Here is a 26,959-nt window from a genome sequence, read left to right as displayed (position 1 = left end):
TTATTTATGTATAAGCTCATATAATTTTTCCAAGCCATCTAATAGTCTTGGTGATGGACGGCAGTATAGTTCTTCCTCGAGGATGAGAATATGATCATCTGTCAAATAGTTTAAGCGTTCATAACCGGGCCGCTTCTTGACAACATTCTTTTGAACCTTCTCCCTACGGACTCCGACCCAGGCGAGACAAATAAAGTCAGGCTCCCGGTTTAAAACATCCTCCCAATCGGTCTGAACACTTGCCAATTCCACATCTGCATAAACGTTCTTTGCACCTGCAGCCACTGAAATTTCAGTCAGCCAATTTATTTTTCCCGGCGTGAAAATCGGTTTTGGCCACCATTCCCAATATAATGTAGGACGATTCGTTACCTTGGCGGCTAAGGATTTAATAGCTTCAAGCCTTTCGCAAAATTTCTTCGCAGCCGTCGTCCCCCGTTCCGGCATTCCAAGTATTTCAGCGGTTATAATTAAGTCCCGCTCAATATCGTTTAATGATTGCGGGTTTAAAACAATATGAGGAATCCCCCGCTCCTTAAGGGCCTCTACATTTTTCTCCATTCCGGGTACACTTAGTGAAGCCAGAACCATATCTGGCTGCAGCTCTTCAACTAAGTCCATATTTATTGATAAATCGGGCCCCAATTTAGGCAGACCTGAAACAGATGCAGGCCAATCTGAAAAATCGTCAACACCCGCTAAAAGGTGTGTCAATCCCAGGTACTCCATCAGTTCTGTATTACTCGGACATAACGAAATCACTCGCAAAGCTTACATCTCCTTCCGAAACATCTCTTCTTTTCATTATATATAAAAACCAGGCATCCGAAAGGAATACCTGGTAAAAAGTTTGGTGGAGGATTAATTTCCTGCTAATTTTGTTGTTGCCTTGGTACCTGCCGGCTTTGTTTCACCAGGATCTTCCGCCTGCTTTGCCCGCTTAATAAAGAAGGCGAGAACGAGTGCAACCGCCGAAATGGCTGTCGCAAAGACGAAGGAGTAATTAATTCCATCTAACATGGCTTTCATCATAATTTCTTGTTTCATTTGCGAGATAACTTCCGGTGTCGGTGCCTGTGCAGCGTTCTTCAATGTTGCCTGAGCAGCCGCTCCAAGTTCTTCTGCCTTTGAAGTTGTCCGGTTGGTCATTACCGTTACTAACAAGGCTGTACCAATCGCGCCAGCCACCTGGTTTAAAGTATTGTTCATTGCTGTACCATGTGGATATAAGCGGGCTGGTAATTGGTTTAAGCCATTAGTTGATACCGGCATCATGACCATCGACATGCCAAACATGCGGACGGAATATAGAATAATCAAGTGTGTATACGAAGTATGCAGCTCAAGTTTAGTAAACATAAAAGTTGTTACTGTCAATATAGTTAAACCGGTAAGAGCCAAGATACGGCCGCCAAACTTATCAAACAGTTTTCCTGTGATTGGCGACATGATTGACATCAAAATTGCTCCAGGGAGCAGCATTAAACCGGCATCCATAGGTGATATACCGCGAATGGTCTGGACATAAATCGGCAGTAAAATCATTCCTGAAAACAATGCCATATTGACAACCATGGCGATTGCAGAAGATAAAGCAAACATTGGGTATTTATAAACACGGAAATTCAGTAAAGGACTTTCTTGTTTTAATTGTCGCAAAATAAACACGATCAAGCAGACAACCCCAATAATAATTGAGCCATAGACAATCGGGTCATCCCAGCCTCCTTGGCCCCATGTACTGCCGCCTGTATCGCCTGAAGTATTTCGCTTTCCAGCGGAACTAAATCCATAAAGGATTCCGCCAAAGCCAAGACTAGATAGCGCAAGTGAAATTAAATCAATACGCATATTCATTTTTTCTTTTTTATCCTTCAGTAAGAAAAAGCCGATTAATACAACAACGACTGCTATTGGTGTAATAAAGTGGAAGAGCATTCTCCAATCATAATGTTCAATAATCCAGCCTGAAAGTGTAGGCCCGATGGCTGGTGCGGACATTAAGATAAGACCGAACACCCCCATTGCAGTTCCCCTTTTTTCAACAGGAAAGCTTACTAACATAACATTCATCAACAGCGGCATTAAGATTGCAGAACCTGAGGCCTGCAGCATCCGCCCGCCTAATAATATAGGAAAAACGTGGGCAGTTCCTGCGAGAATTGTTCCAGCCAAAAATAATAGCATTGCCGATAAGAACAATCGTCGAACAGAATATTTTTGAATTAAATAAGCCGTGGAAGGAATTAAAATTCCGTTAACTAGCATAAAGCCAGTGGTCAACCACTGCACAGTTGATGCTTCCACATCTAAGTCCTTCATAATCGAAGGCAAAGCAATATTTAATAATGTATTATTTAAGAACGCAATAAAAGCACCGACCATTAAAACCGCTATAATGCCATATGGCGGCCGGCCGGACTTATTTATGGTTTGATCCATTCTATTTCCCCCTATAAACTAGTTGTTCATTTTTTTATACCCCTGTTTCATACTTACATAATAATATACGCGCTGTTCAATTTTTGCAATAAAAAAATCTGCGCGTTTTATTGGTTTGTAAACTAGTAAAAATTCAGGTACTATGATTTTATACACTCAGTACAAAAAAAAATCAAGGTGATAAATGATGAATGATCGAAAAAAGCATGTTGTCAAAATGGCACATCAGCTATTTATTGATAAAGGGTTTCAGTCAACATCGATTCAGGATATTTTAGAGTACAGCGGCATTTCCAAAGGGACCTTTTATAATTACTTTTCCTCAAAAAATGAATTATTACTTGCAATATTTAATTCAGTCTATTCTGAGTTAGAAACAAGACGAAATGAATTATTAATTGGCCAGGACCGTTCAGATATTGAAATTTTCATACATCAGATTGAATTTCACTTAAAGGGAAATCGGAAAAACAAGTTAATCACCCTTTTTGAAGAAGTTTTGGTTTCGAATGATACTGAACTTAAACAGCATATTGAACGTGGCCGGGTGAAGAACATTCATTGGATTTACCATCGGCTTATTGACATATTTGGCGAAAAAAAGAAAGAATATTTATTAGATTGCGCTATTATGTTTATGGGAATTCTTAGAGAAAACCTTAAATTTTCGATGATGGCGCAGCAATCGAATGCTAATCTCAGTCGAGTAGTGCGATATTCAGTAAATCGGCTGGTCAATATGGTGAATGATGTGGCTGAAAATGACGAGCAGCTAATTCAGCCGCAAGCTTTGGAAAGCTGGTTCCCTAACTGCAAAAAGACACAACATGATTTTCAAAAGCGGCTTCACCATTCCATATTCACCTTAAAGAACAAAATGGACCAAAATGAACAATCTCCCTTTATGAATCTTTTGGATTTTATCGAAGAAGAGTTGCTGGATGCGAAAAATCCACGTAAATTCTTAATTGATAGCGCTCTAATCTCGTTAAAAACACAGCAAGGCGAAATATTGAAGGAATGCCTCAATAAATTGGAGACTTTAGTTGAAGATTTTTTTAACAGTCTCGAGAACTCTGATGAATAGATAGAAAAAAGCAGTCCTATCAACCCTGTTTGGTCAATGGACTGCTTTTCTTCATTATTCTCCCTTTTGTACAAACGTGCTTGGCATGACAACTGCGACAACTTCTCCTTTAGCGCAAAGAGTCTCAGCCGCATACACTTCGGTTGTCACTTTAAATTTTTTAGGGTGAATTTCCTCCACTATGCCTACCGCTTTTAATGGTATGCCATGGGGAGTTGGCTTCATAAAATTGACATTTAAGGATGCTGTGACAAAACGAGGCGGTTCAGCCCCTTCCCCAGGTTCATGACCATTTTTCCGGTGCAGGACCAGAGCCGCTGAACCCGTACCATGACAATCTATTAAGGAAGCAACAAGCCCTCCATAAACAAAACCCGGCAGCGCTAAATGATCAGGTTTGGGGGTATAGATGGTGACTGTTTTTTCTCCGTTCCAGCCGGTCCGAAAGTGATGACCTGCTTCATTTAATCTTCCGCAGCCATAGCACCAGGCAAAATCAGCCGGATATTCGTCTTGAATTGCGTTTAACACCAATTCCTCCATTTTACTTGCCCCCTAAACTCTTTTTAACAAATCTCTATTTAATTCGGAAACAGTGCGTTTACCAGATAAAGCAAGTGTGAGGTCAAAATCAGCAAGCAGATTTCTTAAAACTTGTTTAACCCCTTCTTCACCCGCTAAGGCCAATCCGTACATATATGGACGCCCGACCAGCACTGCTTTCGCTCCTATTGCCAAAGCTTTTAAAATATCTGAGCCTCGTCGAATTCCGCTATCCATCAGGATAGGAATGTCTCCCTTTACAGCATCGACAATTTCCGGTAACGCCTCGATTGCCGCAATGGCACCGTCGACCTGCCGTCCGCCGTGATTGCTGACGATGATTCCATCTACTCCATGTTCTACTGCGAGCCTTGCGTCCTCAGGATGTAATATTCCTTTTAGTAGAATTGGTAAGGAGGTTTGAGCTTTAATAAATTCAAGGTCCTCCCATGTTAAAGTCGGATTGCCGAAAACCCTTGCCCACAGCATGATAGCCGCTTGTAAATCCTCTTGTGGAGATTTGTCTAGTCTTGAACAGAATACGGGGTCTTCTAAATAATTGCCGATTCCCTGAGCTTCCAGGAATGGCAGATAGGCATTCTCAATATCCTTTTCGCGCCATGCCATCATCGGTGTGTCCAAGGTGATGACGATCGCATCATAACCAGCTGCTTCCGCCCTTTTCACCATACTCGCTGCAATTTCCCTATCTTTACTCCAATATAATTGATACCAGCGGGGAGCTTGTCCCATCTCGCCAGCTATTTTTTCCAAACTGTATGTAGAGGCTGTACTTGCAATGAACGGAACATCCATTGCCGCCGCTGCACGTGCGGTTGCGAGTTCACCTTCCGGATGGACAATAGACTGTACTCCAACCGGAGCCAATAAAACGGGATAGGCGTATTTTCTTCCAAAAAGCTCAATGCTTAAATTCCTGGAGGATGTATCGCAAAGCATTCTAGGGACAATTTGCCACTTTTCAAACGCCTTGTTATTTTGCTTTGCAGTGATTTCGGCACCTGCTGAAGCAGCCACATAATAATACGGCTTATTTTCTAGCTTTTCCTTAGCCTTTGCCTCTAGCTCTTCGTAGGATACTGGAATGATATTTTTCTCGTGCTGCTGATAAACCTTAAATTGGACATGATTACCGAAACTCATTTTTACTTCCTCCCCTATGAATTTTTTCTTAAATACTTTTTTTAAATAATGTTTATCGAAAACGTTTACAATGTCATGATATCATTGGAAAAATAGCTTGGTCAACGAGTTGACAAAATATTATAAAAACATTTTTTATTTTTAATGGAAATAGAAAAAGAAGGAAGTTGAGTATCTTCCTTCTTTAATATTACAAAGTGTCAATCTTTTTCAGTAAATATAAAGGATTAAAGGTGCGAATACAGACATAATGATGGCAGCGGTAATCATAGCAATGCTTCCCATAGCACCTTCGAGTTCTCCCCACTCAAATGCCCTCTTGGCCCCGATTGCTTGCGCAGAAGTTCCCAATGCCAAGCCTTTGGCAATTCCACTTTTGATACGTGCGTACTTTAACATAGAAGGCCCAATAGTAAGGGATAAAATACCGGAAAACAGAACAAACATCAATGTTAGTGAAGAGCTTGCTCCAACCGATTGCGAAATAGAAAGTGCAATGGGTGCAGTAACTGATTTTGGAATGAGGGTAATCATTATTTCCCTATTTACATGGAGCAATTTGGTCAAAAACACAACCGTCGCCACACCCGTTATTGTACCTGACAGGACCGCCCAAAGAATGACCAAAAAATATTTTTTTATTAGCTTGATATGTTTGTATAAAGGAACAGCCAATGAAACAGTGGCTGTTCCCAAAAGCAGGGAGAACACCCCAGAACCAGAAGTATAATCCTTCATATTTAAGTGGAACAACGAAATCATCGAAATGATGAAAACTGTAACGGTATATAAAGGGTTTAACCACGGCTTTTGATATCTCTTAAAAACTTTCAATCCGATTAGGTAGCTGATTACCGTGACAGCGGTACATAAAAGGATGCTTTCAATCATTTTTTCCATTTTGCCTCCCCTTCTTTGTTTTGATTTCGAAAAACTCTGCCATTCCCGCCGTAACAAGCAATACTGAGATGCTGCTGGCTGCGAGTATAGCAGTCAGTTTTAATCCTTCGATCCGAAAGATACCAGTATAGTGCCACACCCCGACAGCAAAAGGAATAAAAAGAAGTGTAATATGTTTGATATGGAGCTGTGCTATAGCTTCGACCCACTTGAGTTTACAGACCTTTAATGTCAAACCGAGGAATAAAAGGGCCATTCCGACTATGCTTCCAGGAACAGGAAGATCAAGCCAGCGCACCAATCCATTTCCAATCAGATAAATCAAAAGGATTGTGATGAATTGAACAAAATATCTAACCATCGGTTCCCACCCTCCTGTCAGCTCATTTTTATGTTTAACGAGCAGGAATCGTTTTAATAATGCTAGTATGGCATACAGTGAAGGAACATTCTGCAAATTTGTAAGGTTTTCTAACACTGAAATTTAAATCAAAGCTGATGTTTGTGAGATATCCTAACTTTTTCTATAAAATAAAGTTGACTAAATTTTTAGGTAAATCAAATCATATGATAAAATTTAGGGAAGCTAAATATTTTAGGGGGAATACATGTATGGATAAAACAATCGAAAAACGGCTAAGCAGGTCCGAAGTACCCGAGGATTTCACTTGGAATCTCATTGATTTATTCCCATCTTTAGAGGCATGGGAAGCAGAGTTAGACATAATAGATAAAGAGATTGCCTTCTTCGATCAGTATAAGGGTACTTTACATACAAGTTCTAAAGCCTTGCTGGATTGCCTGTCGGCACAGGAACAGCATTCGATGCGGATTATCAAAGCTTGGACATATGTGAACTTAAAGCAATCGGCAGACGGCTCAGATCCGGAAAACCAAGCCAACTCCGCAAAATTTGCTTTATTACGGACAAAGAGTATTGCTGCTCTATCGTTTATCAATTCGGAAATCCTTGATTTTGAAGAAGGAACCCTTGAAAAGTTTTTTCAGGAAGAGCCTAGGTTAGAACCATTCACGAAGAATTTAGATGAGCTTTTAAATACAAAAAAACATCGGCTTTCCCCTGAAACAGAAGAAGCACTTGCCGCACTTGGGGACGTTCATGGTGCCCCCTACCAAATCTATCAAATGACAAAATTGGCGGATATGGACTTTGCGGCAATTCAAGATTCAAACGGAAAGGAACTGCCGGTCTCCTTTGCCCTTTTTGAAAGCCGTTATGAGTTTTCGGAAGATACTGATGTTCGTCGTAAAGCCTATAAGTCTTTTGTTTCGACGCTTAAACAGTACACGAATACAATGGCAGCTACCTATTCGACAGAGGTGAAAAAGCAAGTTACACTTGCCCGCTTACGCAATTATGAATCTGTCACTCACATGCTCCTGGAGCCTCAGCAGGTTTCACTTGGAATGTATAACAATCAGATTGATATCATTTTTAAAGAATTGGCTCCGCACATGCGCAGATTTGCCCTTTTGAAGAAGAAAGTCTTGGGTCTTGATGAAATGCTTTTCTGTAATTTGAAAGCACCTCTTGATCCGGATTTCAATCCAAGTACCACCTTTGAAGAAGCCAGCCAGGTAATCTTGGAATCTTTGAAAGTCATGGGACCTGAATACTGTGAAGTAATTGAAAAAGGTTTTAAAGAAAGATGGGTCGACCGGGCGGACAATAAAGGCAAATCAACCGGGGCCTTCTGTTCAAGTCCTTACGGGGCACATCCGTATATCCTGATTACTTGGCAGGATAACATGCGCGGCTGTTTTACCCTCGCCCATGAGTTCGGCCATGCGGGACATTTCTATTTGGCGAATAAGAATCAACGAATCATGAATGTCCGTCCTTCGATGTACTTTGTTGAGGCTCCTTCAACCATGAATGAAATGCTGTTGGGTCAGCATTTACTGGCTAAGTACAAGGATGATAAGCAGATGCGCCGCTGGGTTATTTTGCAGTTATTAGGAACCTACTATCATAATTTTGTCACTCACCTGCTCGAGGCTGAGTATCAACGTAGAGTGTATGACTTGGCCGAAGAAGGCAAGGCATTGACTGCGAAAACATTAACAGAAGTAACTGGCACTGTTCTTTCCGAGTTCTGGGGAGACACGGTGGTGATTGATGAAGGTGCCCGCCTGACCTGGATGCGCCAGCCGCACTATTATATGGGCTTATATCCGTACACCTACTCCGCGGGTCTGACTGTTTCCACGGCCATGGCGCAGATTATCCAGGAAGAAGGCCAGCCTGCAGTCGACAGATGGCTCGAAGTCCTTCGCGCTGGCGGAACCATGAAACCGTTAGAACTGATTAAACACGCTGGCATCGACATGTCTAGCCCGGAACCAATCAAGAAAGCGGTAGCTTATGTTGGGTCACTAATCGAGGAACTTGAGCGGTCTTACGAATAAAAGGTAGGTGTCAGGCTCTGCATAAAGACAAAAAGGCAAAATGTCCAAAAGGCCATTCCCCAGAATTGCGGGTCATAGTTTAGTGGCTCACGGTGATATAAATGCTTCCATACCATCAAAATTGCTCCTTTCCGGTGATGCCCTACTCGAACCAATCGGTGCCGGTCTTCAGGTAATGATGCCCGTGCATTAACGATCCATTTTGGCAATAATAACGTGATGAGATCAAATTTGAGTAAAATGGTTCTTAAAGTTTAAGAAACGGTTTTCAAGATAACGACTATTATGATTATGAAAGAAGGGCTTTGATTTTTAAATCAAAGCCCTTCTTAAACTGCAAGATTGTATTACTTTACCTTCTGAATCCTATTTTGGATGTTGTAGGTGAATGGTTTTGGCTGAGCTTGAATGTAATTCACCAGAACATCTAAATCAACCGGACCAATCTCTTTATTGGTAGCCCTAGTGAATTCAGTGAAACCGTCTCCTCCGCCAGATAGGAAGACGTTGGCCGCTACCGTATAGGAAGCATTAGGATCCAGTTCAGTTCCATCGGCATGCTTGATGCTTCCTACCCTTTGGCCTACAGGTTTCGCAGAATCCCAAGTATAGGTTAACCCGGAAATCTGCAGCATGGTCATTTTCGAGTCTGTCCATTGCTGGTTAAGCAAATTGCGAATTTGCTGCCCTGTCATTTCCATTTTCACCATATCATTATTAAATGGCTGAACAGTATAAACTTCGCCCCATGTGATATCTCCCGAATCAAAATCTGCGCGAATCCCGCCTGGATTCATAAATGCCATTTGCGTTCCTAGGGCCTGCTTTTGTGCATCGGCAATGAAATCACCTAGAACTGATTCACCATTTTCGTTTTGCTTGGCTGTTAGTGGTTCTGTCGTAGAACCAACGACACGGTTTACAATTGGTTCAATTTTTGATTCATATCCTTCAATCATTTGCTTTATTTCAGGATCTGGGTCAATCCCCTCCTGGAACGTTGTCACAATTTCAGCTCTTTTTGTGACAATATCCTTCGTCTTTGGATCAATCTCGATATCGACATCAGAAAAAGCCGTTCCATAAGAGTAGGCTTGAACTATTAACTTATTATCTATTGTGGCATTCATATATGCATGGTTATGTCCGCCAAAAATCACATCCACTTCGTCATCAACACGGTTTGCGATATCAACTAACTGGCCAGTTGGGTTTTCCCCATTTGGACCGGAAGTACCCGGATTATGTGCTAAAACAACGATTGCTTTGACACCTTGCTTTTTCAATTCTGCAACGTTTTTATTAATGGCTTCGACCTCATCAGTAAATTGCAAACCTGCTACACCGCTTGGTACCACAATGGTTGGAGTTTCCGTTGTGACAACGCCGATAAAGCCGATTGGCATTCCATTTACTTTCATGACTTGGTAAGGCGGCAAGATCGTTTTGCCTGTTTCTTTATTAATGACATTGGCGACTACCCAAGGGAATTTGGATCCTGCAAAATTGCCTGTTTTCGGATGAGTTCCGCCATGGATAAGACGAAGCAGTTCATTTACTCCTTCATCAAATTCATGGTTTCCAACAGTCCCAATATCAAAGCCCATTCGGTTTAAAAACTCAATTGTCGGTTCATCCTGTAAAAGCGCGGAAACGGGCGGGCTAGCTCCGACCATATCTCCTGCCTGGACAAGCAGGGTGTTTTTGTTTTCTGCCGCACGCTGCTTTAAATATGCTGCTAGATAATCAGCCCGTCCGACAGGTTTCCCGTTTACCTTACGGGTTACGTTTAACTGGCCATGCAAATCATTGATTCCTAAAAGCTGAATGGGAATATAGCGCTGACTCGGAGCAGGTGGCTTCGTTTTTTTCTGTTTTGTTTCCGGACGGTCTGAAATATGTCCATGATACTTTTCAGATAATCCTTGGTCGCCGTTTCCTCCTTAATTCTGTCTCGCTGTTTCAACACTATGTGTTTCAGAAATCAGTTCATGATGCTGGTGACCCTCCGTCCCTTGAGCGGAGACCTGTAAGTTTCCCGCCCAGCCTATCAAGGAAAGAACAATTACAAAAACGAACATTTTATTTATCCATTTCATTCCTTTCCCTCCTATATTTTACTAACAAACCATAGCTATTTTTCGCTTTGTATAGAAGGAATATGCATTTAAAAATTAACCAAATAAAAAAGTGGTGTCATACATCTATATCCAATATTGGATATAGATGTATGACACCACAAACACCTAATGTCCCTGTGCATAAATGGTTTGATAGGCTGCGGATGTTCTTATTTCAATGGTTAATTTTCCTTTTCCGTAAAGGGTTTTGATTAATAACGGCACTCCTGTAGTGTTTTGAAATTGAAAGTCTTTACCACCGTAGGAGACAGTGGCATCACGGCCAGGAGGGACATAGCCAACCGAAAGTGAATGGTGATTCCATTCAATATATTGCACACCTACTTTGTCAATTGCATTAAACAATGTTGAAGACGTTTGGCAGATACCACCGCCAATCCCATCGACCAGCTTTTTATTGACGATCTCCTTGGCGGGCTGATAGCCATGCGCAGCATCACTTGGCCCGACAGTTGTATTAAAGGAAAAAACATCTCCAGTACCAACAATCACATTATCAATTGCTTGACCTGATAGCTCGATATTCTTGGAGCGCCCCGCCACCCTACTGTCAAAGTAAGTCGAATAGGATGCCAATACTATTTCTCCCAAACCAGCAATATCTTCAGGTTTATAGCCGCTTTCTGTCACATAAATCGGCAGATCCACATCCCCGCCTGCTACAGATGCAGTCATTATTTTTTCTACTAATTCTGATTCTTCAAGGATAATACGAGGTTTTCCTTTAATTAATTGACCATTAGTATCGATTTTATCGAGGACCATCTTCTGATCATATCCCGGTTTCGCTTCAGTTCCTCTTGCCAATTCCTTCGCCCATTTTTCAAGTTCTTTTTGATAGGCTTCTTTATTTGTTTCAAAGCCCATATCATTCGGCGAAAACGTTCTAATAATGGCCTTAGTATTTGGATCAATAACATTGACTGTAATAGGCTTTGGTTCTTCCTTCTGAGGTTTATCTTCTCCTGTTTTAGCAGGCTGTTTGGCCGGTTCTGTCACCTTTGGCCCAGTAGTCTCTTTGACCGATTTTTCAGAACAGGCGGCCAATCCTAGTAAACTACCAATTAAACAAATTGGCAAGACCCATTTCCACTTTCCCATTACGCAACTTCTCCCCTTGTCCTTTATCTAGTTGTCCTATCAACACCATACTTGAGACCCACTCAACTATCCTATTCAGGATTACATGTCAAAATGACTAGGTATTTCCATATCTGCTTCAAATGACCATAATAACCGAAAAAAATATGTAATCATAAAACAGGGATTATTATCCAGTCCTTTTTTATTATATATCAAAGGCATTGTCGATTTTTGTCCGTTTGTCTACTTAAAAATAAAAAAAGCCATCAAACGATGACTTTCATAATGAAACAGTTTTTATTTGGTAAACATGTATAATAATTAGAGCGAATCTTATTGCTCACACGCATAATTATCTTTATCCCGATCCATTTTCGCCTGATAGGCTGGATGGCCGGCAGGAACACCGTTTGGATACACCTTCCTCAATTCAGTGCAATTTTGGAAAACCTCAGATTTAGTCCCGGCTGAGGTGCTTGCATCCGTTCCACTCGATGAAGAACCTGAAGACGTGCTGCTCCCTGTTGAATAGGAACCGCTGCTTTTTGAAGTGGAACTTCCATCCAGATCACCCTTCGTCGTTCCATCTGCACCATATGACCAAAGACCTTTATTTGCTTCCCGAGCTTCGCGGGCAAATTTTACAAAAAACTCGCTGTATTTAACATCCGGCGGATATGTGGATGGTTCCGCATATCCATTTAAGACCAAATCCGCGTTGAACATTTTGCTGCGAATTTCCGCTTCATCCATATCATTTGTTGGTACATCCATCCAGATAATCCGCAAATAGCGCCCATAGCGGTCGGTTGAGGATACATCCTTTTGCAGCCAAACCTGTTTTCCAGCTAGCTTTGATTTCGTATAATCACTGGCTTCTTTCCCGTAAACTTCATGTCTGGTCGTCGATTCCGGGGTGTTAACCCCAACAAAGCGAACTTTTCTTCCGTCTGAAGTGACTATTGTATCACCGTCCACGACCCTGCCGACAGTGACAAGTTCTAAGCCTAGACTTTTGGCAAGCTCCTCCTGACTTTGCTTAGGCTCAGCAACAGGCTCGCTATTATTCCCGGCTTCTGCTGGTTGCGCCGACTCTTTTACATCAGCTTCTGCTTTCTTTTCCGTTGTTTCCTTTGAAACCGTATCTACCTTTGTATTGTTGGTTTCCTTTGATGTAGGTTCGTTCGAACATGCTCCCAACAGCAATGAAGTGATGAGGGAAATGACAATAACCCAACTTGGGTTTCGTAAAAATCTTTCCAAAGCTTTTCTCTCCTTAATAAAAATTAACCGAACTATTCAACTAGATTACTATATCATTTTTCGTGATTAATTTCTTTGATTTTACTTATATTTACCATGTAAATACATGTATTAGCAAAAAAAACTCCCATTCGTGAAAATGGGAGTTTGAGGTTCATTATTTACGTTTATTATTATTGCCTCTTGTCACACGTCCTAAAATAAAGGCTCCAGCCGCAACACCAAGAATCGTGTTTGTTTTCTTATTGAATACTTGCTTCGCCACAAGATTTAAATTCTGCGGTCTTTCTGCCAGACGACGCATGAAATAGCCGTACCAGTCGTTGCCAAATGGGACATACGTACAGAAATTATAGCCTTCTTTTGCCAGCTTTAACTGTAGCTCTTTTCTAAAACCATACAGCATTTGGAATTCAAATTTATCGTTAGGAATATTGTTCCGTTTAACAAATTCCTTCACGTGATTGATGATTCGATGATCATGAGTGGCAATTGATGTAAATTTGCCGTTTAATAGATGCCATTCAATCAACTTGATATAGTTGGCATCAATATCCTTTTTGTCCTGATAGGCAATCTCTGCAGGCTCTTTATAGGCTCCTTTTACAAGGCGAATCCGATAGTTTTTATATTTTTCAAGGTAATCCATGGCATTATGGAAGTAGGCTTGGATAACCGTACCAACATTATCGTATTCCAAAGAAAGATCATCCAAAAGATCAAGCGTTGGCTGAAGATGCTTGAAATCTTCCATGTCAATATTGACAAACATGTTATATTGATTTGCCTTGTCGACAATCTCTCTGACATTGTTTAAGCAAAGACTATAATCAATATCTAACCCAAGTTGAGTCGGTTTTAGAGAGATATGTGCGTCGGCATTATTACTATGTATTGCTTCGATAACTTTAAGAATCTGTTCCCTAGCAGCTGCTGCCTCTTCTTCTTTGAATACAAACTCTCCCAAATTATCGACAGTGCAGGAGATTCCGTTGGCGTTGAGGTCCTTAATACTCTTTATTGCTTCCTCAATATTTGTTCCCGCAACAACACTTTGTGCTCCCATCTTCAAGCCGTACTTTTTGGCAGTACTATTAAGGAATTGATTTTGCGATAGACTCATAAAAATATCTTTTAACATCATGACTGCTCCCTTTTACTGATGTATTCAATTTACAAAAATATTATAGCATACGCTTTCAATAAAACTTATTTTGAGAAAATTCAAAATGAATCTAGGCTTATACCCAATTATCGTCACCGCTGTCCCAATTTCCTTGATCATAATCATCCTGATGGTCATCGTTGTCAGCATTGTAATCCTGGTTTGGGTCATCCCCTAGCTCTTCCTGGAGCTGGTCAATTTCATCCTCTTGGATAATATTTTGGTCCATCAACTGCTGCATGATTTCATGGTCTTGCAGATGCTGCATGGCTTGAAATTGATCAAAGCCAATTCTACCCTGTTCAAAAAGATAGGTCAATAAAGCTCCTGCTGCCATGCCTCCTGCGAAGGTTCCAAAACGTCCAAAACCACCGCCTCCCGGAGGGTAATAATCCGGTCTGCCGTAGTAATTTCTGCGCGGAGGTTCCATGTTTTGTGGACGGTTGCGATTGGTTAACGGTCGAATAATCAAAAAGTATACTAATAAGATAATAATTATGATGCTTGTATAAATCATTTTCATCCCTGCCTTCAAATAGCTTAAGTCTGTCTGCCAATAGTATTACACTTAAATAATATTTTATTTTCCCGTAATTCTTATCGCTATAAAGTAAAAAAGCCCCCAGTTTAGGAGGCGATGTTCAGGCACCAAATGAACCTTTTTCATTGGTGTTCAAGTAATAATTTAGTGTTTCCGTTAGACCGCTTTGAAGATCATATTTTGGCTCCCAGTCCAAAAATGACTTAGCTTTGGAGTTGTTAAGGCGGCTGTGGAGGATATCTCCACTGCGGGCTTGCGTGTAGATTGGGTGGATGTTTTTATAAGAAAGCTTGGAGATAGATTGATAGAGTTCATTAATGCTAGTTTTTGTATTGCAGCCAATATTAAAGGTTTCATTCGTACCGCTATTAAGCGAAAGTACATTAGCCTCGCCAACATCTTTCACGAAGACGAAATCTCTAGTCTGCTCCCCGTCGCCATAAATAAAGGGCGGAATTCCCTGAAGGACCTTTTGCGCAAAAATCGAAATGACCCCGCCTTCCCCTTTTGTGCTTTGCCGGGGTCCGTACACATTTGCATATCTCAATATCGTATATGGAAGTTGATGCAAACTGTTAAAGGCTTTGATATACATTTCTGAGGAATACTTGGAAATCCCATAATAGGATAAAGGATTAACAGGGAATGTCTCATCTATACTTACATCATCCTGTTTTCCATAGACAGCACAGCTAGAGGAAAAGATAAATTTCTTCACATCAAATCGCTGGCTATTGGCCAAAAGTTGAATCGTTCCTAGAATATTTTGTCTCGCGTCCCCCGCCGGATCTTGAATTGAATAGGCCACATCCACCTGTGCTGCAAGGTGGATAACCGCATCCGGCCGTTCCTTTGCAAAAACAGTCTCGATCTTTGGCGTGGTTATATCTACCTTGTAAAAGGGGACATCCTTTTCAACAAACTCAAGACTACCTGTACATAAATTATCGGCCACAACAGGATCATGGCCGGACTTTACTAAATTTTGCACAACATGCGAACCGATAAACCCCGCTCCACCTGTTACCAGCACCTTCATTTATACTCACTGCTATCCAGTTCGGCGAGACTGCCCTGCTTCTTTCTCATAAAAAACGATCCCCCTTACTTTCAATAAAAAGCCTAATATAAATTGAGCTCCTTACCCCAAACCACGATTTTCTCCAGGTATCTTTTTAAAAGGAGGCTCTTTTCTCCGTTTAACACCCTTCGTAAATGATTAAGCAATCTTTTTTCCAAAACCCGTTGCAAATAATTCATTTTTAAAAGTTTAACAGGATCTTCTTTAAAGACAATTCCGTACTTTGCCATTTCCTTGTTGTAAATGTCTACACATCGGCTGCGAATGTCATCCTCCTTCTTTTGCCAATCGCCGCGGAAATCAATAAGTAGTTCAACAAGTACAACAAGATCATACCAGCAAGGTGCGTATTTGGCAGATTCCCAATCAATCAATTGAACAGGCCAATTGTGTTCATCACTCGTGTCTTGACAGCAAATATTGTGAATATGAAGATCACCGTGGATGAGGCACTGCCCCGCTTCAATGACTTCCGGGAAAAATATTGGCCCCTTTCCCAAAATGACTTTAATGATATCATAGGCAGGTTCTACCACTTTCCTTAAATCTGGATCCTGCATGGCTAAATCAAGGTATTCCTTTGTTTTTTCTATATGCTGGATCCTCTCCGCAGTCAACTCCTTAGACTCATAACGGGGAAGCCATGAATCAAATAACGTCGCCTGCTTATCCGAAAGACGGTTTTTAAAAGTAAGGGCATGAAATTTAGCTACCGTTGGAATCATCCGTTCCAGATGATAAGGTCTCAGCTTAATCTGCCCCCGAACGGGCTCCAAGCATTCAGTAAATAGCCAGAATTCACCATTCTTTACATCAGACTCTAGCCAGATCATTTTCGGCATCATTTCCTGAAAAACTGGATAAGCCTTACGATACATATTCATTTCTACTAGGTGGTTTTCTTTTAGCGGTTGCTGAAAAATTTTCAAGATGACAGGAACGGTTTCTGATCCAGAATTTAAGGTTAGTTTCCAAACGCTAGTTTTATCTCGTGAATTTTTCAAACATTCTATTTCGCTTAAGGTGACGGGTTTTTGAAGAACGCCCGCAAACTTTTCTTCCCAGCCATAGTGCTTCCATTGGCTGTTAATTTCTTTCTTACTGGTCAAAGGAAAAATCCCCCTTTGATACAAATTTTTTAATGCCTGCCCCATAAATTTCGAAGATGCGAGACGAAGCTGCGAATAAACGGAAGCGGATCGTCCCACCTGAACAGCGCTTCGACTTTTTTCCCAGAAAGCCCCTTCAGCCACTGGAAAAATGTCGTCTCGCCAAGTCTTTTCCTTTGCCGGTAAGACAAGAAATCACGAACAAAGTAGACCCATTTGATTCCATCTTTCTGCACTACGACCGGATCCGGATTTTGATTCGTGAGTGATAAATAATATAAATATGCTAAATCAACGCCGCAAGCAATCGATAAGCCTTGAGTCAAGCCAATCCTTGGGTTAATTTCGATGAATTTAAACTTTCCGTCTCTAGGATCCTTCTTAAACTCAGCAATTGCCAATCCCTTCATTTCAATTGACTTTAGAAATGGTACAGCAAGCTCGATGACTTCTTCCTCCCTTTTGCTGACGACCAGTGCCGAAGAGCCAAAGTGCGGCGGAAATTGATGGAGCTTTTGATTCATCCACAGACCCTTTAAATCCATCTTCTTATCAAAAAAGGTTTTAACGGAGAAAATGGCATTCTCTTCACCTGGTATGGCTTCTTGAATCATTAGCTCTCCATATTGACGATAAAAAAGATATTCCTCTTGTAGCTGAGCGGCTTCTTCAATCAAGATGGCTTTTTTATACAGCTTGTGGTCAATATTAGAGCGAAAATGAGAGGAATGGACAGGCTTTAAAATACAGGGGAAGATCAGTTGACCGATAATTTGATCTAGCTGATGCTCGTCGTTTACGATAAAAGTCTTTGGACAGGGAACGCAGTATTTAACGGCTAATTCATAGGTGAGTCGTTTATCGAGGACTGCTTCGATAAGAGCGTGCTCTGGCAATAAAAAACGATAATATTGCGATAAAACGTATCTATTTTTTGAAATAAAATGAACATAATCATCTGAGCCTGCTAACATGACCGCTTTCTGCGGAAAGTTATGACCAACTTGGCAGAGAAAATAGAGCAGCTCCTCTTCTTCGGTTACCGGATTTGGACAGGCGCCGCAAATGGCATGCCGCGTTTTACCAATTTTGTATTTTCCTAAAGTATCAAACGCGTAAACCTTAATTCCTTTTTGTGCCAGGCTTCTGACGATACCGATTCCGGTGGCACTCATATCAAGTACGACGGCAGGGATATCGTGATGCACACGTTTCCCTCCTTTCATAATAAAGATTGATAGATTTCAGCTATCTTTTGAGCCATATAATTCACAGTTAAATGTTTTTTCGCATATTTCTGTGCCTGTGTTGCTAATTTTTTCCTTAAATCCTGTTTCTTTACGAGCCTGAGGAGCTTTTTCGCGAGCTGTTTGGAATTGGCGGGCTCTGCAATCAGTCCGGAATAATCATCTCGGATGATCTCCGGAATACCTCCGCAATCAGTTGTAATTATGGCCTGCTTGGCGAACATTGCTTCAATGACAGAAATCGGCAGAGTATCACTTGTCGTTGGCAGGACAAAGATATCGGATTCGCTTAATAATGCTGGAATATCAGTCCTCTTTCCTAAAAATCTAACATTCGCTAGTTGAAGTTCCTGAACCTGCTTCTCGAGTTCCTCCCGCATCTCCCCGTCACCGACAATGCGGACTTCTACATTACCTAGTTTTTTTTTAAGAAGGGCAAGGGCCTCGAATAAATATTTATGGCCCTTGCGCGGGCGAAGACGAGAAACACAGGTAATCACAACGCTATCCTCCTGCTTCGCCGCTTTCACTCTTTCAAATTGGATACCCGTATAAACGGTTGTCATCTTTTCGTTTTGAGCTCCTAGATTTTTCAGAAGAGGCTTGAAAACTTCGCATAAGATGACGATATGGCTGGCATTGATTACGGCTTGTCTATCAATTTCAGAAAAGTAGAATTCCTCTACCGACCCTTTTTCAATTAGATTGAACTTAAGACGGCGTTGGGTCATGAATCCATGAGGAGTGAATAAGTGAGGTTTGTTATAGTGCTGATTTAATTTTGCCATCACCAGTGCAGTGAATCGATCTTGCGAATGAATAATATCGTATTCTTGTAAATCCACCCTTTTTGCCAAAGCTTCATAAACAGATAAATCACAATAATTTCTTAAAATTTTTTGATTATAACTCCCGTAACGGTTAATAAAAAATTGTTTTGCATTTTCGGTAATCACTGACCGAAGCTTTTTCACTTCATCTCTTGGAAATTGATTCGGGCTCAAAACATCAACCTGGTGACCCAAATCCTCAAGCCCGATCTTCAAGGCCGCAATATAATTCTGCAAGCCCCCCACTATCGGATAATCCCAAAAAGTTGTAATCAAAATACGCAATTTATATTTTTGAGAACTTATGGATGAAGGTGCTTGACACCTTTTCCTATTATCCTCCAATTGTTCCGTTAATCCATAATATTTGTCCATTTGGGAGATGAGCTGCGGGAATAAGATTTGTGTGGAGGTTTGGTCTTTTTTTTGTTCTTCAGTCACTTCCATACCCTCCTGATGATTTCAAATGCTTCGGCATATTCGACACCGACCGTCATCCCGCGGATTCGAGCCAAATAGGTGACTCCCTCATAAGAACGTGGATGCGGATAAGGGCGCATTTCAACATCATAATGCTTTAGGGCACTGATTTTATCATCAATGGTATCGGATATATCGACAAAATAATTAGGTTTGAATTCCTTGTCATTTGTGTGCTGACTCCACTCGCTCGAGGAAACTGTTTCGAAGCAGAGAATCTCTATCGGTCGCCTGCCGGGCAGCGGTCGGGCTGCCGTAAGGACCGCTTGAAACAGAACCTGATGATCTCGGTTTAGGTCGCCATAATGATGGGTAAAAATCATGCATGGGTCATATTGGGCGATTAGTTTTTCCACTTCCTTATTAAGTTCGTGCAAGGGCATCATTTCTAATAACAGGTTCGGCATTTCTAAAAAAACGCTTTCTTCCACCCCTAGTTGTTCGTTTGCTTGTTGCATAAAGGGCTTGATATGATTCTCCTCTTCCTTCCTACCTTTTGCTGCAACAACGGTCACAACCTTATAGTCGTGATTGATTAATTTTTTTATGGTTCCGCCGATTCCGAGGATTTCATCATCCGGGTGTGCAGCAACCACGAGAACTGTCTGATTCACTTTTCCACCTCACCTGATAAAAAATGGTTTCTTGTAATTATATGTTAAAAGTGTATTAGGGACATGGACACCCGTTCAGGAACAAAGAAAACGGGCAGATTTTTTGGACTTTATTTGGTAAAAACTAGAGTATGAAAAAATTTTGGGGAGATGATTGATTTGAAAGTAACGGATGTGCTTGTACAATGCCTAGAGAACGAAGGTGTGGAATATATATTTGGAATTGTCGGAAAGGAAACGCTTGATTTTGCCGAATCCTTGTCAAAATCGGAGCAGATCGAGTTTGTAAATGTCCGGCACGAACAAGGTGCCGCTTTTATGGCAGATGTTTATGGGAGGTTATCTAATAAACCTGGTGTTTGTACGTCCACACTTGGACCCGGTGCCGCCAATCTAATTACTGGCATTGCCAGTGCCCAGCTCGACCATTCACCGGTCGTGGCCATTATCGGCCAGGCGGGCTTGAACAGGCAGCATCCGGAATCGCATCAATTTGTCGACATCGTCAAATTGTTTAAACCGGTCACAAAATGGTGCACGCAAATACTGGAGTCTCAATTCCTTCCAACTGCCATCCGAAAAGCTTTCAGAACGGCAAAATTAGAAAAACCCGGCTCTATAGTGGTCACCCTGCCAGAAAATCTGGCAGCGCAAATGATTCCGAACCTGCCACTGTCTGTGGCACCGATTCCAGAAATTATTCCTGACATGGACTCCGTAAAATCTGCAGTCCGGCTTATTGAAAACCACCTAAAACCGTTTGTTATTGTCGGAAACGGGGTCATCCGTCAGGATGCGGGGGACGCACTGCTCTCCTTTATCGAGGCCCTCGATGCCCCTGTCACACATAGTTTTATGGCCAAAGGGGTGCTGCCAAAAGACCACCCTCAGCAATATTTTACATTTGGCTTTAATGAGCAGGACGAAGTTTTAGCTGGACTAGAAGAGGCAGACTCACTCATTGTCATAGGGTTTGATTTTGTGGAAAAACTGCCAAAGGAGTGGAATCCGAAAAAGCTGCCGGTTATCCATATTGATACAGTTCCGGCAGAAATCAATGAGTATTACCCAGTTCAAGCTGAATTGGTTGGAAATATCAAGAAAACACTTGAAATGCTTGTGCAGCAAAAGCTTCCGCACAAAACATGGGCCCCATCAGGCGGTCTTCAGGAAAAAATAAAAATGGCTTATAAAACAGAGCAAACCGATTCAAATTTAACGATCGAAAACATTCTTCATATAGTTGAAAAATGCTCCAACGAAAACGCAATTGTGATTTCCGATGTAGGTGCCCATAAAGTTGCAATTGCCCGAACCTATCAGCCTAAAAAGCCGAATAGAACGATTATCTCAAATGGGCTGGCTTCAATGGGGATTGCCATCCCGGGATCCATTGGAGCGAAGCTTGCCTGCCCTTCCGACCAGGTTATTTGCATTACCGGAGACGGCGGAGCTTTAATGAATATTTCCGAAATCGAAACCGCCAAGCGTTTAGGCCTTTCTTTTATCATCATTGTCTTAAATGACTCAATGCTCAAACTTGAAGTCCAAATTATGAACAAAATGTTTGGAGAAAACTACGGCCTTACCTTCGGGAATCCTGATTTTGTCCAGTTGGCCGATAGCTTCGGCATTAAAGGTTTCCGGGTTGAAACGTTGTCGTATTTTGAAAAAGTTTTTAAAGAGGCACTTGCCTCAGAGGAAATCGTTTTGATTGATGTTTCCATCTGAAAGTAACCCATAACGGGATATAAAAAGGCGGATCCACCATAGACCTTTTTGGTGGAACCGCCTTGTGTTTACGCGCTTGTTTTAGCAGCATTTCCTCGTTTATTTATTACCTGTAAGGCAAATAAAAGCGCGAACGCCACCAGCCCGATAATGTCGCTTATTTTTTCCGGATAAATCAAACATAAACCGGCAATCAAGGCTACAATCCGTTCTACCCAGTGCATTTTTCTCATCCAAAAACCAATTACACCTGCACTGATGGCAATCATCCCGATAAACGCCGTAAAAACCACCCAAATCAAATACATCCAGGTTGTATTTATCATCAGCAATTCCGGTGACAACACAAACATATACGGTATGATGAAGGCGCTGATCGCCAGTTTGGTTGACTCCACCCCTGTTCGGAACGGCTCACCTCCCGATATAGCCGCTGCAGACATCGCAGCTAAGGCCACTGGCGGTGTAATATCAGCGACAATCCCGAAATAAAACACGAATAAATGGGCTGATAAATCTGGAACCCCTAATAAAATGATGGCTGGTGCGGCAATCGTGGAGGTGATGACATAGTTGGCCGTCGTCGGAGAACCCATGCCCAATATCAGAGAAGCGATCATTGTCAAAAATAAAGTCGGCAACAAATATCCGCCGGATAAATCGAGCAAGCCATTCGCCATTTTCAGGCCCAGCCCCGTCTTCGTCACCACCCCAACAATGATACCGGCGGCTGCCGTAGCGGCGGCCACTCCGAGAGCCGACCTCGCGCCATCTGCCAACGCGTCGATGATTCCTTTAAAACCGATTCTGGTTTCTTTTTTAATCGCACTTACTACCACGGTGATGACGATTGACCAAAGAGCCGCGCGTATTACACTCATCCCGGACATCAACAACAGAACGATGGCAACAATCGGAAGCAATAAATAAAGCTTGCTGAATACTTCTTTCCGGTTTGGCATCTCTTCCTTTGTCAACCCGCGAAGACCGATTCTCTTAGCTTCGAAATGAGTCATAATCCAAATTCCGGTAAAATACAGGACAGCAGGTATCGCCGCAGCTTTAGCAATGTCCCAGTAAGAAATCCCGTTTCCGATAAACTCGACCATGAGGAAGGCCGCTGCTCCCATTACCGGCGGCATCAACTGTCCTCCGGTTGATGAGGAGGCCTCAACTGCCCCAGCAAATTCCTTTTTATAACCAAGATTTTTCATCATCGGGATTGTAAAGGCCCCAGAGGTTACGACATTGGCGACAGAACTGCCGCTGATTGTTCCTTGCAGGGCACTTGAGAAGACTGCGACCTTGGCAGGTCCACCGACACTTCGGCCGGCAATCGCTATCGACAAATCGTTAAAGTACTCGCCTACTCCTGTTTTGATTAAAAAAGAACCAAATAGTAAGAACAAAAAGATATAGGTAGCTGACACCGCAATCGGCGTGCCCAAAATGCCTTCCGTCGTAAAAAACATCGTTTGTACGAGTCGGTCCAGTTGCAGGCCGCGGTGCGCTAAAAAGCTGGGCATGTAGGGGCCGAAAAGTGCGTACAACATAAAAACTATGGCAATAATTGCGATGGGAAGACCGACCGCTCTGCGGGTTGCTTCCAACACCAATAGAATCGCTGCCAAACCTACATAAAAGTCAAGATCGGTTAGCATGCCAGCCCGTAACACCAAGTCATCAATCATGAGCGGCCAATAGGCGCCAACAACCACTGAAATAGCAGCTAAAATATAATCGTACCAGGCAACCCTATGCTCTTTCCCGCGTTTTTCCTTGCTAGCCGGAAAAAGTAAAAAAATTAATGCTAATGCAAAACCTAAATGAATGGACCTCTGCAGTTGGGCAGTTAACACTCCGAAAATTCCCGTATAGAGATGAAATAAAGAAAAGGCCAACAGAATGGCAAACACAATCCAGCCAATCCTGCCCTTCAGCTTTCTTGCTCCTGCTTCCGGGTCGTATTTTTCCAAAAGCTCCTGCTGTTGTTCTTCAGACAGTGCTGCCTCATAAGTACTCAAGGATGTTCACTCCTTTCCAAATTTGAAATAAATTCAGTTTCCGTATTTCTACTTTAACGACTGTTCCCGGTTTAATGGTATGCGATAAAGGATATTCCTTATGATTAAAAATCACGCGGTGATTGGCCCGGACCTGTCCGATTCGCAAATAAAAGGATGGGAAAATTCGGTTCATGTTCTTGATGTAATACTTTCCGTTAAGTTGTTCAAATCGTTCTCCCTTTTCGGCATTGGCCGGCATTCCGATTGATGTATCCTCATACTCCAATTCATATTGCTGGATTTGCTGATCAGCGGTGATCTTGTAGCTTTCCACTACATCAGACAGGTGGATCGAATGGGTGTACTTAATTTGAAAGGTTGATTCATTGTTTAATAGAATAAAAGCGGCTTTGGAACTTGAATGGACTGGTGTGAACACAAGCGCCTCCCGGAGTGGAATGCATGCTATTACGAGTATAGGGATAGATAACCAGATTGCTAGCACAATGATTATTTGTGCTATATTAGGGATTTTCATTTTTCCTCCTTAAATAATGAAGAAAACGAGACCGGCTAGCGTTTGCCAGAGCCGGTCAACATATGTGAACAAGATAGTTTTATTGGGCTTTGACGCCTTTCTCATCAAAGTATTTTTTTGCTCCCGGATGGACATCGATCCCTACCCCATTTAGGGCATTCTCCACTTTAATGAGCTTCCCTTTGGCATGGGTCACTTTATCGAGATTTTCAAAAATGGCTTTCGTAATATCGTATACGACTTGTTCGGACAGGTCACTTCTTGCTACAAGCATGGCCTGGACAGCTACAGTAGAAACCACAGAACTGAGTCCATAAGTACCGGGTGGAACTTCATCCTTGATATAGTAAGGATACTTTTTAATCAGCGCGTCGATTTTATCCTGGGCAATTGGAACAATCACCACGTCTTCTGTGGCAGATAGACTTTCTACGGCTCCAGTTGGCGTACCTGCCGTTACAAATGCTGCATCAATCGTCCCGTCCTGAATTCCTTGAGTCGATTCGTCAAAGGAAAGGTCCTGCTTTTGAATATCCTTGAAGCTAAGGCCATGCACTTCGAGAATTTGCTCTGCATTTGCTGCTGTTCCGGAACCTGGTGCTCCCACAGAAACTTTTTTCCCCTTCAAATCTGCTATGGATTTGATACCTGATTTCTTTGTCGTGACAATTTGAATGGTTTCCGGATAGAGGGTGGCAATGGCCTTAATATTTCCGACCTTTTCCTTGAACATCAGCTTACCGTCAACAGCATAAGCCGCAATATCGGTCTGGGTGAAAGCAATTTCTCCGTCACCATTTTTTAAGGTGTTCATATTTTCTGCGGAAGCTCCTGAAGTCTCAGCGTTTGCTTCGATTCCTGTGGCATCCTTAATAATCTTCGCAAAAGAACCGCCCAGTGGATAATAGGTCCCGCCTGTTCCACCGGTCAAAATACTGATGAATTTTGGCTTCTCTTCTGCTTTTTCACCGCCGCTTGTCCCGGTTGTGGTCTCTTCCTCCTCCTTCGTGCTGGAACCGCATGCTGCCAGAATCATAGACATGACCACAACAAAAATCATAGAGAGAAGAAACTTTTTCTTTTTCAATTGTAAGATCCCCCTTTAAAAATTTTCTATCTGTCGTAACTATTTTTATTAAGTAGAAGGAGGAAACTTGTCATTTACGGTTAAATTGGTGCTTTAGTCCTAATTCTTGATTATGGCTTTTCTATTTCGGATAAAGTAATAATAGGAAAATAATGAGGATGGTAATATGGCTGTAACGATTAAACAAAAAAATAAGCAAGAAGTTTATTCTACACGAAATGTTTGGTCGGGCTTCCTGTTTGGTCTAGGATTAGTGGCATTTATAGATGAAACTGTTTTTCACCAGCTTCTCCACTGGCATCACTTCTATGACAAATCCACTACTGGTATCGGTCTGGTTTCTGATGGACTTTTCCACGCATTTAGTTGGATTGCGACTGTAGGGGCACTGTTTATGGTGGCAGACTTGCGGCGCCGGAACGCATGGGAGACAACAAGATGGTCAGCAGGCATGTGCCTCGGTGCAGGTTTATTTAATCTATATGATGGCATCATACAGCACAAACTGATGAAGCTGCACCAGATTCGCTATAACGTTGAAATCATTCCCTATGACATCGTGTGGAACGTTCTAGCAATTATGATGATAATCGCAGGCTTCATTCTTCTACGCCGGGCACGGAGAAAATCTTCGCCCTCAGGAGAGCTGACAGAAAATGCACTCCAATAATCATGTTACTCACTATTTGGACGATACATTTTTACAGGTTGTCCTTTTAATACCGCTCGTGCTGGTATTATTTTTGTATCTGTTAGCAATTTCCTTATTAAAATACCGTAAAAAATCATGGCCGTCGAACCGGACATTTTTCTTTGTTTTAGCTATATGTTGTGCTGTTGCCGCGGTTAGCGGACCCTTAGCTGTGCGGGCACATCAGGATTTTACCGCACATATGCTCGGCCACCTGCTTTTAGGCATGCTGGCTCCCTTGTTAATGGTACTAGCGGCTCCTCTGACACTAATCCTAAGAACATTGAATGTTATCACAGCGCGGAGACTAGTTTCCTTTTTAAAAAAGAGGTACTTTCTGTTTCTTGGTGATCCGGTTGTTGCTTCCCTGCTAAACGTCGGAGGACTTTGGGTTCTTTATACAAGTGACCTTTATTTGACTATGCATAAACACACCCTTGTTTACGTGGCAGTCCATTTACATGTCTTTCTTGGAGGATATATATTTACCTCCGCGCATGTTTATATTGATCCAATACCGCATCGAAGAAGCTTTGTATACCGTGGAATTGTGATGGTAGCAGCGTTTGCCGGGCACGGAATCCTTTCCAAGTACATCTATGCACATCCGCCTGCAGGAGTTCCAGCTGGGCAGGCTGAGTTAGGGGGTATGTTAATGTACTATGGAGGCGATGCAATTGATCTTATTATTGTCGTTATTTTTTGCTATCAGTGGTATAAAGAAAGCCGCCCTCGCGTGAAGGCAGCTTCAGAAAGCAGAACACTCTGAAAAAGTAAAAAATGTCT

At 42.0% G+C, this 26,959-nt stretch carries 25 protein-coding genes; 5 read left to right on the top strand and 20 right to left on the bottom strand.

What is annotated here, in order from left to right:
- Positions 1-768, bottom strand: coding sequence for a cobalamin-binding protein (locus tag KHA99_RS01045; protein WP_213115580.1), 768 nt, complete (start codon positions 766-768; stop codon positions 1-3).
- Positions 769-861: 93 nt separating this feature from the next.
- On the bottom strand, positions 862-2,442 hold the full coding sequence (locus KHA99_RS01040; RefSeq protein WP_213115579.1) for a DHA2 family efflux MFS transporter permease subunit: 1,581 nt from the start codon (positions 2,440-2,442) through the stop codon (positions 862-864).
- Between the two features lie 187 nt (positions 2,443-2,629).
- Here KHA99_RS01040 and KHA99_RS01035 point away from each other — a divergent pair, with 187 nt between their 5' ends.
- Positions 2,630-3,529 carry a TetR/AcrR family transcriptional regulator gene (locus KHA99_RS01035; RefSeq protein WP_213115578.1) on the top strand — a complete coding sequence of 300 codons (900 nt, stop codon included), beginning with the start codon at positions 2,630-2,632 and terminating at the stop codon, positions 3,527-3,529.
- A gap of 54 nt (positions 3,530-3,583) precedes the next feature.
- On the opposite strand, the gene KHA99_RS01030 is transcribed toward KHA99_RS01035, so the two are convergent.
- The 4 genes from KHA99_RS01030 to KHA99_RS01015 form a co-directional block, all read right to left on the bottom strand.
- The gene (locus tag KHA99_RS01030) at positions 3,584-4,072 is read right to left on the bottom strand and encodes a PaaI family thioesterase (protein ID WP_213115577.1); all 489 of its coding nucleotides are present in this window, start codon (positions 4,070-4,072) and stop codon (positions 3,584-3,586) included.
- Between the two features lie 12 nt (positions 4,073-4,084).
- Positions 4,085-5,236, bottom strand: a complete 1,152-nt coding sequence (locus KHA99_RS01025; RefSeq protein WP_213115576.1) for a lactate 2-monooxygenase — start codon at positions 5,234-5,236, stop codon at positions 4,085-4,087.
- A gap of 210 nt (positions 5,237-5,446) precedes the next feature.
- Positions 5,447-6,136 (bottom strand): LrgB family protein, encoded by a 690-nt coding sequence (locus KHA99_RS01020; protein WP_213115575.1) that lies wholly within the window; start codon positions 6,134-6,136, stop codon positions 5,447-5,449.
- The gene (locus tag KHA99_RS01015) at positions 6,120-6,497 is read right to left on the bottom strand and encodes a CidA/LrgA family protein (protein WP_213115574.1); all 378 of its coding nucleotides are present in this window, start codon (positions 6,495-6,497) and stop codon (positions 6,120-6,122) included. The genes KHA99_RS01020 and KHA99_RS01015 overlap by 17 nt, the downstream gene beginning before the upstream one ends.
- Positions 6,498-6,748: 251 nt before the next feature.
- Between KHA99_RS01015 and pepF the strand changes: the two genes are divergently transcribed.
- Positions 6,749-8,566, top strand: a complete 1,818-nt coding sequence (gene pepF, locus KHA99_RS01010) for an oligoendopeptidase F (RefSeq protein WP_213115573.1) — start codon at positions 6,749-6,751, stop codon at positions 8,564-8,566.
- Positions 8,567-8,913: 347 nt separating this feature from the next.
- Here the strand turns inward: pepF and KHA99_RS01005 are convergent, their stop codons facing one another.
- From KHA99_RS01005 to KHA99_RS00955, 11 genes are all read right to left on the bottom strand, one after another.
- Positions 8,914-10,380 (bottom strand): bifunctional metallophosphatase/5'-nucleotidase, encoded by a 1,467-nt coding sequence (locus KHA99_RS01005; protein ID WP_307852009.1) that lies wholly within the window; start codon positions 10,378-10,380, stop codon positions 8,914-8,916.
- Positions 10,381-10,509: 129 nt separating this feature from the next.
- On the bottom strand, positions 10,510-10,665 hold the full coding sequence (locus tag KHA99_RS01000; protein ID WP_213115572.1) for a hypothetical protein: 156 nt from the start codon (positions 10,663-10,665) through the stop codon (positions 10,510-10,512).
- Positions 10,666-10,812: 147 nt separating this feature from the next.
- Complete coding sequence (locus tag KHA99_RS00995) at positions 10,813-11,808, bottom strand: VanW family protein (protein WP_213115571.1); 996 nt, start codon at positions 11,806-11,808, stop codon at positions 10,813-10,815.
- A gap of 315 nt (positions 11,809-12,123) precedes the next feature.
- A complete protein-coding gene (locus tag KHA99_RS00990; protein WP_249366380.1) occupies positions 12,124-13,053 on the bottom strand; it encodes a thermonuclease family protein in 930 nt (309 codons plus the stop codon).
- Positions 13,054-13,210: 157 nt separating this feature from the next.
- Positions 13,211-14,197: a proline dehydrogenase family protein gene (locus KHA99_RS00985; protein ID WP_213115570.1), complete on the bottom strand. Its 987-nt coding sequence runs from the start codon at positions 14,195-14,197 to the stop codon at positions 13,211-13,213.
- A 97-nt stretch (positions 14,198-14,294) separates the two neighbouring features.
- Positions 14,295-14,735: a hypothetical protein gene (locus KHA99_RS00980; protein WP_213115569.1), complete on the bottom strand. Its 441-nt coding sequence runs from the start codon at positions 14,733-14,735 to the stop codon at positions 14,295-14,297.
- Between the two features lie 124 nt (positions 14,736-14,859).
- A complete protein-coding gene (locus KHA99_RS00975) occupies positions 14,860-15,798 on the bottom strand; it encodes an NAD-dependent epimerase/dehydratase family protein (RefSeq protein WP_213115568.1) in 939 nt (312 codons plus the stop codon).
- A gap of 83 nt (positions 15,799-15,881) precedes the next feature.
- Complete coding sequence (locus KHA99_RS00970) at positions 15,882-16,949, bottom strand: phosphotransferase (protein ID WP_213115567.1); 1,068 nt, start codon at positions 16,947-16,949, stop codon at positions 15,882-15,884.
- Positions 16,950-16,978: 29 nt separating this feature from the next.
- Positions 16,979-18,157, bottom strand: coding sequence for a carboxylate--amine ligase (locus KHA99_RS00965; protein ID WP_213115566.1), 1,179 nt, complete (start codon positions 18,155-18,157; stop codon positions 16,979-16,981).
- Between the two features lie 14 nt (positions 18,158-18,171).
- Positions 18,172-19,467: a glycosyltransferase family 4 protein gene (locus KHA99_RS00960; RefSeq protein ID WP_284037837.1), complete on the bottom strand. Its 1,296-nt coding sequence runs from the start codon at positions 19,465-19,467 to the stop codon at positions 18,172-18,174.
- On the bottom strand, positions 19,464-20,120 hold the full coding sequence (locus KHA99_RS00955; RefSeq protein ID WP_213115564.1) for a PIG-L deacetylase family protein: 657 nt from the start codon (positions 20,118-20,120) through the stop codon (positions 19,464-19,466). The genes KHA99_RS00960 and KHA99_RS00955 overlap by 4 nt, the downstream gene beginning before the upstream one ends.
- Before the next feature lie 150 nt (positions 20,121-20,270).
- Between KHA99_RS00955 and KHA99_RS00950 the strand changes: the two genes are divergently transcribed.
- Positions 20,271-21,851: an acetolactate synthase large subunit gene (locus tag KHA99_RS00950; RefSeq protein ID WP_249366379.1), complete on the top strand. Its 1,581-nt coding sequence runs from the start codon at positions 20,271-20,273 to the stop codon at positions 21,849-21,851.
- A 68-nt stretch (positions 21,852-21,919) separates the two neighbouring features.
- Here KHA99_RS00950 and KHA99_RS00945 read toward each other — a convergent pair whose 3' ends face one another.
- The 3 genes from KHA99_RS00945 to KHA99_RS00935 all read right to left on the bottom strand — a co-directional run bounded on the left by KHA99_RS00945 (position 21,920) and on the right by KHA99_RS00935 (position 25,482).
- Positions 21,920-23,875, bottom strand: coding sequence for a TRAP transporter permease (locus tag KHA99_RS00945; protein ID WP_213115562.1), 1,956 nt, complete (start codon positions 23,873-23,875; stop codon positions 21,920-21,922).
- Entirely contained in the window at positions 23,862-24,395 is a 534-nt protein-coding gene (locus tag KHA99_RS00940) for a DUF1850 domain-containing protein (protein ID WP_213115561.1), read from the bottom strand. The genes KHA99_RS00945 and KHA99_RS00940 overlap by 14 nt, the downstream gene beginning before the upstream one ends.
- 79 nt (positions 24,396-24,474) lie before the next feature.
- The gene (locus tag KHA99_RS00935) at positions 24,475-25,482 is read right to left on the bottom strand and encodes a TAXI family TRAP transporter solute-binding subunit (protein ID WP_213115560.1); all 1,008 of its coding nucleotides are present in this window, start codon (positions 25,480-25,482) and stop codon (positions 24,475-24,477) included.
- Between the two features lie 166 nt (positions 25,483-25,648).
- Between KHA99_RS00935 and KHA99_RS00930 the strand changes: the two genes are divergently transcribed.
- Together KHA99_RS00930 and KHA99_RS00925 are read left to right on the top strand one after the other, a co-directional pair.
- The gene (locus KHA99_RS00930) at positions 25,649-26,152 is read left to right on the top strand and encodes a DUF2243 domain-containing protein (RefSeq protein ID WP_213115559.1); all 504 of its coding nucleotides are present in this window, start codon (positions 25,649-25,651) and stop codon (positions 26,150-26,152) included.
- On the top strand, positions 26,139-26,942 hold the full coding sequence (locus KHA99_RS00925; protein WP_213115558.1) for a cytochrome c oxidase assembly protein: 804 nt from the start codon (positions 26,139-26,141) through the stop codon (positions 26,940-26,942). The genes KHA99_RS00930 and KHA99_RS00925 overlap by 14 nt, the downstream gene beginning before the upstream one ends.
- Positions 26,943-26,959: the final 17 nt, after the last annotated feature.

Origin of the sequence: Neobacillus rhizophilus (genome assembly GCF_018343535.1) — a bacterium.
In the GTDB taxonomy this organism is placed as follows: Bacteria; Bacillota; Bacilli; order Bacillales; family Cytobacillaceae; genus Neobacillus; species Neobacillus rhizophilus.
Note: the sequence above shows the minus strand (reverse complement) of the source record. Positions and strands in the feature narration are given on the sequence as shown.

Coding starts and splice junctions, on each gene's coding strand:
- KHA99_RS01040 (WP_213115579.1), bottom strand. CDS start 2,442: ATGGATCAAACCATAAATAAGTCCGGCCGGCCGCCATATGGCATTATA.
- KHA99_RS01035 (WP_213115578.1), top strand. CDS start 2,630: ATGAATGATCGAAAAAAGCATGTTGTCAAAATGGCACATCAGCTATTT.
- KHA99_RS01030 (WP_213115577.1), bottom strand. CDS start 4,072: ATGGAGGAATTGGTGTTAAACGCAATTCAAGACGAATATCCGGCTGAT.
- KHA99_RS01025 (WP_213115576.1), bottom strand. CDS start 5,236: ATGAGTTTCGGTAATCATGTCCAATTTAAGGTTTATCAGCAGCACGAG.
- KHA99_RS01020 (WP_213115575.1), bottom strand. CDS start 6,136: ATGGAAAAAATGATTGAAAGCATCCTTTTATGTACCGCTGTCACGGTA.
- KHA99_RS01015 (WP_213115574.1), bottom strand. CDS start 6,497: ATGGTTAGATATTTTGTTCAATTCATCACAATCCTTTTGATTTATCTG.
- pepF (WP_213115573.1), top strand. CDS start 6,749: ATGGATAAAACAATCGAAAAACGGCTAAGCAGGTCCGAAGTACCCGAG.
- KHA99_RS01000 (WP_213115572.1), bottom strand. CDS start 10,665: ATGAAATGGATAAATAAAATGTTCGTTTTTGTAATTGTTCTTTCCTTG.
- KHA99_RS00995 (WP_213115571.1), bottom strand. CDS start 11,808: ATGGGAAAGTGGAAATGGGTCTTGCCAATTTGTTTAATTGGTAGTTTA.
- KHA99_RS00985 (WP_213115570.1), bottom strand. CDS start 14,197: ATGATGTTAAAAGATATTTTTATGAGTCTATCGCAAAATCAATTCCTT.
- KHA99_RS00980 (WP_213115569.1), bottom strand. CDS start 14,735: ATGATTTATACAAGCATCATAATTATTATCTTATTAGTATACTTTTTG.
- KHA99_RS00975 (WP_213115568.1), bottom strand. CDS start 15,798: ATGAAGGTGCTGGTAACAGGTGGAGCGGGGTTTATCGGTTCGCATGTT.
- KHA99_RS00950 (WP_249366379.1), top strand. CDS start 20,271: ATGATTGATTTGAAAGTAACGGATGTGCTTGTACAATGCCTAGAGAAC.
- KHA99_RS00940 (WP_213115561.1), bottom strand. CDS start 24,395: ATGAAAATCCCTAATATAGCACAAATAATCATTGTGCTAGCAATCTGG.
- KHA99_RS00930 (WP_213115559.1), top strand. CDS start 25,649: ATGGCTGTAACGATTAAACAAAAAAATAAGCAAGAAGTTTATTCTACA.
- KHA99_RS00925 (WP_213115558.1), top strand. CDS start 26,139: ATGCACTCCAATAATCATGTTACTCACTATTTGGACGATACATTTTTA.